This window comes from Salicola sp. AFF1, assembly GCF_056783195.1.
In genome coordinates this window covers 54,046-63,640 of the sequence record NZ_JBXAYL010000018.1, presented here as the reverse complement: position 1 = coordinate 63,640, position 9,595 = coordinate 54,046, and the positions used below count along the sequence as shown (strand labels likewise).

Annotated in this window: 8 protein-coding genes; 2 read left to right on the top strand and 6 right to left on the bottom strand. The window is 59.8% G+C overall.

Going from position 1 to position 9,595, the window contains the following annotated elements:
• Window positions 1-272: 272 nt before the first annotated feature.
• A complete protein-coding gene (locus tag AC1RQI_RS12440; protein WP_481905039.1) occupies window positions 273-2,894 on the bottom strand; it encodes a cupin-like domain-containing protein in 2,622 nt (873 codons plus the stop codon).
• 65 nt (window positions 2,895-2,959) lie between these two features.
• A complete protein-coding gene (locus tag AC1RQI_RS12435) occupies window positions 2,960-3,205 on the bottom strand; it encodes a hypothetical protein (RefSeq protein WP_481905038.1) in 246 nt (81 codons plus the stop codon).
• On the opposite strand from AC1RQI_RS12435, the gene AC1RQI_RS12430 reads away from it, so the two are divergent.
• Entirely contained in the window at window positions 3,204-3,341 is a 138-nt protein-coding gene (locus AC1RQI_RS12430; protein WP_481905037.1) for a hypothetical protein, read from the top strand. The two genes, AC1RQI_RS12435 and AC1RQI_RS12430, sit on opposite strands and share 2 nt — an antisense overlap.
• A 175-nt stretch (window positions 3,342-3,516) precedes the next feature.
• Here AC1RQI_RS12430 and AC1RQI_RS12425 read toward each other — a convergent pair whose 3' ends face one another.
• From AC1RQI_RS12425 to AC1RQI_RS12415, 3 genes are read right to left on the bottom strand one after another with little or no spacing between them, the layout of a single operon-like run.
• Window positions 3,517-4,539, bottom strand: a complete 1,023-nt coding sequence (locus AC1RQI_RS12425) for a DUF4340 domain-containing protein (protein WP_481905036.1) — start codon at window positions 4,537-4,539, stop codon at window positions 3,517-3,519.
• A gap of 3 nt (window positions 4,540-4,542) precedes the next feature.
• Window positions 4,543-7,437 (bottom strand): Gldg family protein, encoded by a 2,895-nt coding sequence (locus AC1RQI_RS12420; protein ID WP_481905035.1) that lies wholly within the window; start codon window positions 7,435-7,437, stop codon window positions 4,543-4,545.
• Entirely contained in the window at window positions 7,430-8,350 is a 921-nt protein-coding gene (locus AC1RQI_RS12415) for an ABC transporter ATP-binding protein (RefSeq protein WP_481905034.1), read from the bottom strand. The genes AC1RQI_RS12420 and AC1RQI_RS12415 overlap by 8 nt, the downstream gene beginning before the upstream one ends.
• A 118-nt stretch (window positions 8,351-8,468) precedes the next feature.
• On the opposite strand from AC1RQI_RS12415, the gene AC1RQI_RS12410 reads away from it, so the two are divergent.
• Window positions 8,469-9,116 (top strand): uracil-DNA glycosylase family protein, encoded by a 648-nt coding sequence (locus tag AC1RQI_RS12410; protein ID WP_481905033.1) that lies wholly within the window; start codon window positions 8,469-8,471, stop codon window positions 9,114-9,116.
• On the opposite strand, the gene AC1RQI_RS12405 is transcribed toward AC1RQI_RS12410, so the two are convergent.
• Window positions 9,107-9,481, bottom strand: coding sequence for a hypothetical protein (locus AC1RQI_RS12405; RefSeq protein ID WP_481905032.1), 375 nt, complete (start codon window positions 9,479-9,481; stop codon window positions 9,107-9,109). The genes AC1RQI_RS12410 and AC1RQI_RS12405 overlap by 10 nt on opposite strands.
• Window positions 9,482-9,595 lie beyond the last annotated feature (114 nt).

Here is a 9,595-nt window from a genome sequence, read left to right as displayed (position 1 = left end):
GGGTCGTATTGTTGGCTCAAAACCGTGTCTCCCGTTCCGGTTGGTGAGCCCTAATTATATGATATTTTGGGGAAAATTTCTTAAGTTGATGGCATTGGCCCTGTCGCACCCACCACTGTCAAATGTTCCCTAACGAGGGCTTCACCTTCTTCTTTTCCAACCTCAACTGCTCCTTTTTCCTAGCACGCCATTTTGCGCTTAAGTTGATACCATTGCATTAACACCACCCTTAGAAACACAGAACCCAGGCCCTGTACACGCAGAAACGCAAGTCACCGTGGAAACCCACTGTAATACTCATTACGTCCATTAAAGTCGGTAAAAGTAATACTGATTGCCACATCCAAACTCTCAACCACATGCCAGCAAGCAATTGGCAAGAAAATCGCGTCCCCCGGCTCCAGAATCACTTCCATGGCCTGAGCCTTATCAAACAGCGGATAGAGGCTCTGATCCACAGCACGTACATCCACCTCACTAAAAACGCCTTTTTCGTTGTACAAAAACGGCACCTGAAACGGCGGATAAACCGTGACCTTCTTTCGCCCGTAGAGCTGCACCAGCATGTTGTTGGTCAAGTCGTGATGCAGGGGCGTGTAGGTGCCCTTCGGCCCGAACCAGAGTAGATTGTGGGTGTGGATGGAATCCGGCTGGCGGTAGCCTTGATGGAAGTCTCCCACGTCATCGAAGAGACACTGGATGCTTTCATAGCTCTTTCGCGTGTTGCCGGCGGTCATGTAGTAGTCATTGGTCGCGCCGCCGGCCAGTACCCTATCGACGAAATCCTTCATCAAGACACTTTTTTTGTGTTTGCGGGCGTTGCGCTCGTAGTCGGGGTCGCCCTCACGCCCACACTGGATTTCAACCTCGGCATTCCCGATTTGTTCCCGTAGGTAATCGGGCGTCCATTTACCCAGGGCCGGCCAGTGGTCGATGCCGCCTTTGAGCACCACCGGACGCATCTTGCTGTAATAGTCGCGCACAAACGTGTCGAAATCAGGGGCGGAACGTGTCTCGATTGTGGTGGCGTAATGAGGATCCAGCCGCCCGAGCTGGTCCGCCACCTCCAGCAGCCAGTTCCGTTTCTTCAGCAGATGGGCAACCCCTTGGCCCGCCTTGAGGAAAGGGTGTTCAGCGGCGGCCAGCAGCTCGGCGGCTATGTCCAGGTCTGAGTAGCCCTGCTCGCGCAATACCGCCTGGATGACCCGGCGCTCGACGCCCGCCAGCAGCTGGGAGGCCAGCCACTCACGCCACTGAGGGTGCATGCTGGAGACCGCCGGGCGCGATTCCAACCGCTTCCGGGCGCGGCGGGCGAGCATGGTGTCGTACCAGTCGTGCAGCCTGGCGAGCCAATAGTCGTAATGCTGGAGCTCCCGCCGACGACGCATGCCCGCCAGCAGGTTGAGGTAAAAAACGGTGGTGTAGTGATCCACCAATACCCGATTGACCTGCCAGCCGGAAAGGACCTCGTAGGCGTTGATGATCCGGTTGGCCATATCCGGCGAACTGAGGTTCATGGTGGACAGTTCCTGGTGGATGTCCCCCACCTTGCAGTTACCGAAATCAATCACGCCAGTTACCTGCTGATGAGCTTTATCAACCAACACGTTGCTGCCATGCAGATCAAAGTGCCCAAACACCCGGTTTTCCCGCGGGACTTTCAAAGCTCGGTGATTTTTGACCACTTCCGGGGCCAGGTTACGAATCACGTGATCATTGGCACCAATGAGAAACTCCTCGATCTGGTCGCAATCGATGAACCAGGAAGGATTACCGGCTATCTGAGCAGTCGACAGCGTTTCAGCCGGGATTGAATGCAGAGTATGAAGGAATGCCGCAAGCGAGTCGGCGATACGTTGCTTATGCGCATCACTCAGAGAGGCGAGCTTCTTGCGGTTGAGCATCTCGCCAGCCAGCTTGGGGTAACGGGCCAAGGCGACTGGCGCTGTCCTGATATCCATATTCGGAATCGCCACGTCAACCCGCTCGCGCAGAAGGTCCGTAATCGCCTTCTCCCCCAAAATACCGTCCATCCCACGACTGGGGCGGGGGAATTTGACGATATAGGCCCCATTGATCTCCGCGACGATGCTTTCATGGGTATTAGGATGGAATTCGATCTCAGTCGCCGTTTCCTCCGGGAAAGCCTGCTCATAAGCTTCACGGACGGCATCTTCGCTGTGGGACTGAAACAGCTGAAAAGATTTAGAAGCTTCTACTTGCTCAACGATTCCCTCAGGGGTTTCCTTCCCAAGCCACCCAGTACACAGGTAAAGCTTACGCTTAACATAAGTAGGGTCGTCATCCGAGGCTTCTGCTCTGACCTCCACATGCTTGTACTGCGACTGAATAAAGGTCAGTTGCTTTTGCTGTTGTATCTCATTTCCGTGGCTCTCAAACACCAGAACATCACTGATGGAGGCGCAATGGCGAAAGACCGACTGCCAGTTTTCAATCCATAGCGCAACACTCAAAAAGAAGCAGACATCAACCGATCGCCCCAGGAGAAAGTGAGGCAAGAGGCCCAGCTCGTCCCGGTCCAAGTCATGAACGTAGAAGTGAACGTTATCCATCCCCTCAGCGGCTTTTACGGCATTGGCCGCATTAATGCTCTTGGGGTTGTAGTCCACCCCCACCCCGAGCTCAATCTCAGGTGCAATCCGGTGCAGCAACCCCCCGTTGGAACACCCCATGTCCAGAACGACCTTACCGGCGAAGTCGAGGCCCAGCTTTTCCAAACGCTGCTCCGCGTCCCGCTGGCCTTTGTATTTTTGCCCATTCAATTCTACGGAATGGTAACCGGCCTCCAGCTCCCGATCGTCAAACCAAGCCTTATTGGCTTTGCTGTGGTCCAGAAGCTTGAGAACAGATTGCACATCATTGAAGTCTGACATTGTTTGGTCTCGTCACTTTTCATCCCGGAAAGCCCTATCAAGCGCTGATTCGCTCCTACGGAGCGTCAGCGCTCTCCCAGGCTCTCTTCCTTGTAGCGCAACAGGGGCGAAAGAAAGAACTCGATGAGTCGCCGCTGCCCGGTTTTCACTTCGGCAACCACGGAAATCCCGTGATCCAGCTCACAAATCGATCGCCCACCTGAACCCGTTTTATTCACCGGCAACAGCTGCACAATAAAATGACGGATGGTAATTTCCTGGCTGATCAAACAGTTGGGCTGAGAAGCCAACACCAGGAGGCCATCCGTCATGGTTGAAACCGTATCGGGCTTTGCCCCTGCCTTCAACCACTCCATCAAGATCCAATGCTGCGATGAGCGCGCCGCCAGCCGGGTGGTATATCCGCTGAACGAGCAGTTGCGCACCCTGGTACTGCAACGCGCCTAGAGCTGGAACGACCTGGGTGACGCAGCCATGCTGGCGCCGGATCGGGGCTGGGCGATGGCACGCAGTAACGCCCGTGAGATGAGCCCGCTGCAGTTGCAGGGCTTCGGAACCTGGAACCTGACACCTGGCTGCTTCCCAGCAGCCGGTGCCATCGCAACGGGCCGGGTCGGTTCCTTCAGGAGCCGGAGTCGGAGTCGGAGGCGGACTGGTCTCCTCCATCATCGGAGCCGGCCCCACTGCTCTGAGATGAGGTGGTAAGGGTCTCAACGCCGGCTGCTTTCTGAAGGCTGTCCAAAACCGAGGTATTGACGGTGAACACCGTGTCGTACCCGTCCGTCACCAACAGTGCATCTTCTCCCTTGCCGCCAGCATGGAACCGATACTGCCTTGATCCGTCGCCTTCGGTCCCGATACGGAGCCCCAGGGTCGGCTCACCCTCCGGTACCTTCTGACCATCATCAGCGGCCCCGGAAATCCGCAGGGCCGCTACCCGACTGACCAGGTCCGATACGGCTTTGGGAGCCAGCTCGGCGTCATCGGCAACCCCGGATACGGCCTTCCATTCCGGCTCCGGTGCCTCGCCCCCACCGTCTTGATCCGGTTCCGTCTGCGCACGCTCAATACGGATGTCGTTAACCGCCAGGGACTGGACCTTCTGCTGGTTCAGGCTCAGCAGGTCCTTGGCCAGCCACTGGTCCGCCTCCAAGGGCATCATGTGGGTGCCCACGCCGACCCGGAAGACGCTGTTCTCGCCCTTGCGGCGGGCATAGATCTCCCCGGCGCCTGGGGTATCGCCAAAGAACAGAACCGGCTTCCGGTCCTGGTCCGCCAGGGAGACGGTGAGGCGGCGCTCAAAGTCATCACCAGCAACGCGGAAGCGCTGAGCCGCGTCTTCGGAGCGGGCTACCGCGAGGCCGGGACGCGCATTGCGCAGCCCCTCAAGCAGTTTACTGACCGAGTCCTGGGATGCTGGCAACTCATTCAGGGCAGGGATGCGCCACCCCTGCTCTGTTTTTTCCAGCCGCACGCTGCCATCGGGGCCCTCAAGCTCAAGGCCGGCGACCGCATCACTGGCCACATCCAGGAATGAGCCCCCGGACGCTTCCCCGGAAGTGCCGGAGGCGGGCCAGTAGAACACCGCCACGACGGCCAGCTGAACCACCACGAGCAGGCTGAGAATACGGATCGCGTTGACCATGACTCACACCTCCGCCTTGATCGTTCTGTAAAACGCCGCGTCGCGCCGGCGCGCCAGGACCCGCCACACCCAGATGAGGACAAGCCCCAGGCCACTGAGTGCGTAGTTGCCGTATTCCCAATAACGCTTGGCCTGGGCGTTCAGCGGCGCCAGCGTCCGGGCCTCGTGGCTGCGGCCCCGCAACGCGAGCAGCGCCGGATCCTCAAGGGACCAATCCGCGGCGTTGCGCAGGAAGGTCAGCGGCTTGCTGTAGAGTGACCCCGTGGTCTGCGACAGCAACTGCAGCGTGGCGTCCGAGCCAAAGGCATTGCTGGCCACCAGCACCAGGCTGGCTGACGCGGGTGACTGCTCAATCACCCGGGTGTATTGGGGCGCCTCCTCGCCATTGCCCTTCTCCTTGCTCTTCTTGCCCTTACCGGATGCCTCAGCGTCGGACTCTTCCTCCTGATCAGCCAGCAAGGGAGATGGTTTATCAGCAAAGAAGGACTTGAAACGCCCTTTGACGCTGACCGCCATCGGCTGGGACCCAACGGATTCGGAACGGTCAAACCCGGTTTCCGGATGGGCCTGGAAATCCGGCAGTACCGAGGCCTTTTTTTGCAGCCAGCTCTGGCCGGAGCTGGTCGCCAGCCGCGTGACCGTGCGTTCACTGTTGGCCTTGGTATCAACCTTGATTGGTGATGCCCAGGGCATGATCAACTGGTTCATGGGCGCCGTGATGGGCGATTCGGGGTTGAGCTGATCGCCCCTCAGATCCGGCGCGAAGGGATAGGGTTGCATCCGGATCTCACGCAGCCGGCGTCCGGATACCGTCCGGGTCACGGGCAGCGGTACCGTGGCGTTGCGCGCGTCGGCCACGAGCCGTTCACGGACGGTCAGGCCGTGATGCTGCAACCACTGGCTCACGCCCGAGTCGTGCTTGCTGGCCCGCAATGACCGGCCTACGGAGACCTGGTACGGGGATGTGGCCATCACCACGCGCCCACCCCGCATCAGGAACTGGTCCACGGCGAACAGCTGCTTGTCATTCAGCTTGTCCGGGGCCATAACCATCAACAGGTCCGTTTGAGGCGGCACTCGGCCCTGCTTGAGCTGGCTGGTCTCCACACGCATGGACTCGGAGAGCGCCTCGTTCAACCGGCTGAAACGCGGCCCCTGGGCGGCCATCCGGCGCCGGCCCCGAGCCTGCGCCTCAGGGGTTACCAGCGTAACCGTATCGAGAGCACCAGGGGTGATGCGCTTGAGCGATGCTTCAATATTACGCCGCAGCGCGGCCTTGCTCAGCTCCTCCGGCAGTGTGACCTCAACCCGCTGCTCGCCACGCTCCAGAAGCAGATGGAACCAGAACGGATTCGGATCATTGATGCCCGCCACCAGGGGTTTCAGGTTCAGCTGATCGGTTAGCCGCTGTTCCGTCTTCTGGTCGGGCGCCACAACCTCGGTTGCCAGGCCGCCGTTGGATTCATCCCCCAGGGTGGTGAACAGCTTGCCCAGCTTCCCTCGAAGCTCCGCCAGCGGCTTGGGCAGCTGGTCCTTGGGCGAGGCATAGGCGGTGAGCTCAACATTGCCATCCAGCCGTGCCAGCAGGTTGCCTCCTCCCGCGTACTGCCCGGCCAGTTTACGGATGGACCGCGTGATCTCGTATTCCGGATCCTTCAGGGCCACATCCATTTCGGTACCGTTACCCCGTTGAACACGGATCAGGTCGCGAAAGCCGAGCGTTTCATGCTGATCGCCGTATTCAACCACCACATTGAAGTAGGCATTGACCACTGATGACTCATAGCGGCTGCTGGTCTGGAAGGGCACGGGCTCCACGCCGTAACGGTTGGCCGCGCGTTTTTCCGCCTCCTTGTCCTTTGTAGGATCCACGAAGCGGACGCGCACCTTCTGGTCCGTCATCACCGCGTATTCGTTCAGAAGGTCCCGGAGCCTGGGCACCAGGGGCGCCAGCATGGGGTGGGTCTTGCTCGAAAAGTAGGCCCGGATGGTGACGGGTTCGCGCAGCGTCTGCACGCTCTCCAGCGTGGTGGCTGACAGCGTGTAGCGGTTGCCCTCGGTCAGGTCCGCGCGCAGGCTGTTAACCGGGGCCAGCCAGACGTTCACCAGAACCAGGTTGGCGACCGCCAGCGCCGCAACCGCACCCCAGACCCGGTGGTTACGGTTCCGCGGGTTGCCCGCCCAGCGCAACCGTTCCAGCGACAGGCGGTTGAGGGCCAGGAAGATCCCCGCAACGGTGAGGTAATAGCACAGGTCCCGGACATCGAGCACACCACGGGTGATGTCATCGAACCGGCTGCCGGTACCGAACTGCTCCAGCCAGTCCCCGATGCCGTAACCGAAAAGACTGGTAATCACGGGCGCACCGATCACATAGAGCACGCCACAGGTGGCCGTGGTCAGTATCAGCGATACCACCGCGTTACTGGTGAGGCTGCTCATACAAAGGCCAATGGCCAGATAGGCGAGCCCCAGAAAGAAGGTGGCCACATAGCCCCCGATCACCGGCCCCCAGTCCAGCGGCCCCAGCAGGGAAACCGTGATGGGTAGGGGCAGGGTCAGCACAATGCCCACGCTCAGCAGCGCCAGGCCCGCCAGCAGCTTGCCCGCGATCAGGCTGCCGGGGCTGACGGGCACGGTCAGAAGGGTTTGAAGCGTTCCGGAGCGCCGTTCCTCGGACCAGCTGCGCATGGTAAGCGCGGCGACCAGGAAGATCAGCAGCAGGGGGAACCACTCAAACAGGGGCCGGAGATCGGCCGTGTTGCGGGCAAAAAACGCCTCGCCCCAGAAAAAGGTGAAATGAACCGCAACGAGGAATACGCCCAGTAACAGATAGGCCGCTGGCGAGGCAAAGAAGCTGCGGAATTCCTTTCGGCATACCTGGAAGGTCTCACGCATGGGACGCCTCCTGGATCACGCTTTCGAACAGGGTTTCCAGATCCCGCCGACGGGGCTCGACGGCATGCACTCTGAAGCCGGCCTCAACCAGGGCCGCCACGGCCGCTGGTACCGCCTCATCCGTGGCGGCCAGACGCAAGCGATGACCTCCGCGGTCAGGCCCAACATCGGTGACGCCGCTAACGCCAGATACCGCTTCCAGGGCTGCAACGGGCTGCTCCGCGCCGGAGAGCACCACGTCCACTTCCTCCGATGCCGTCAGGTCAGCGAGCCGTTCATCCACCGCCAGCCTGCCGCTGCGCATGATCAGGACGCGCTCACAGACCGCCTGAACCTCCTGGAGCACATGAGTGGAGAGAATAACGGTGGCGTCCTGGGCCAGGTCGCGGATCAGGTCGCGCATCTGGTGGATCTGGGAGGGATCCAGCCCGTTGGTGGGTTCGTCGAGGATGAGAATGTCCGGCTCATGGAGCAATGCCTGGGCAACGCCAACGCGCTGCTGATACCCCTGGGAGAGCGTGTCGATACGGTCCTCGGCTTTCTCGGCCAGATCGGTCCGCCGGATCGCGCGCGCGATCGCCTGATTGCGTTTTGCCGGATCGATACGGCGCAGCTCCGCCATGTACACCAGGTAGTCGATGACCGTCATCTCGGGCCAGAGGGGGCAGTTCTCGGGCAGATACCCGATGCGCTGCTGAATGCGAGCTGTGGCCTCGCCCATCACATGGTCATCCACCCTGATGGTCCCGGAAGTGGGTTCCAGCGCGCCGGTCATCATTTTCATGATGGTGGTCTTGCCCGCCCCGTTGGGCCCCAGCAACCCCACCACCTCGCCACGCTCGATCCGGAACCCGACGTCCCGAACGGCCATCAGGTCGCCGTACTGTCTGGTCAGGTGCTCGATTTCAATCATCCGGTTGGTCTCCCTGCATCGGAATCCGATAACCTGCCGATTGAGGTTTTGATCGCTCAGACTGTCCGGATTTCAAAAGAAACAGGCTGGGAATTTCAAGAGGTATTACGGCATTGAAATGAACCATAAAACCGTTCAAATTGAATTACTTAAAGAATCCATTCACCAGTGCCGGATCTGCCGTGACTGCCCGGCGCATGGCCCGCCTCTGCCCCATGAACCCCGGCCAGTGATGCAGGCGGGTGCCGGGGCGCGCGTATGCATCGCCAGCCAGGCGCCGGGCAACAAGGCTCACCAGAAGGGCCTGCCGTTCTTCGACCCTTCGGGCGTGCGGCTCAGGGAATGGCTGAACGTCTCCGAAGACCGCTTCTACGATCCGCAGCAGTTCGCCATCGTGCCCATGGGATTCTGTTTTCCGGGGTATGACAGTAAGGGTGGGGACCTGCCCCCGAGGCGGGAATGCGCCGAGACCTGGCATGAATCCGTATTCGCGGCCCTGCCGAATCTCTCGCTGATCCTGGTGATCGGCCAATACGCCCAGCGGTACCACCTGCCCAAGCGTCACCGGGAAAAGACACTGACCGCCACAGTGGCCAACTGGCGGACCATTCTGGACGAAGGCAGCGAGCCGGCAGTACTGCCCATGCCCCACCCCTCGTGGCGGAACAACGCCTGGCTCCGGAACAATCCCTGGTTCGAGGCCGAACTGCTACCCGAACTGCGCCAACGCATCCAGGCCCTGCTGGGCCCCGAGCCTCACTTATGAAGATCCAGAGCGATCCCCCCCACCAGCCCTACCACCACGAACAGGTATCCGGCGATCATGAAAAACAAACCAAGCTTGCGGTCGAATGACGTTGCATAACGCCGTACAGTCGGCACATCAATGGTTGGATCATTTGATGGATTCAACTTCCCCACTGGCAACACGATGGCATAAGCGTACCAAAGCGCCCTGTAGCCAACACCATCCCAGGGGCAGGGCCTTTCCAGCCCATCCTGTTTCATTTCACGTTCAATCCGCGCCATGGACAACCGCGCGAAACCAATCCAGGAAAACGCCATAGCCATAATCAACAGGACAAACGTTATTGCAAACAGGCCCTCAATAGTTCCGAAGAAAAAGCTCACGACCAGCCTCTATCCCAGATTAACTCTGCAACTGATTGCCCAATTTGGTCCATGTAATAACCCACTCCGATGCCGGCTACAACACTCACGCAAAAAATAACGCCCAACACTGCC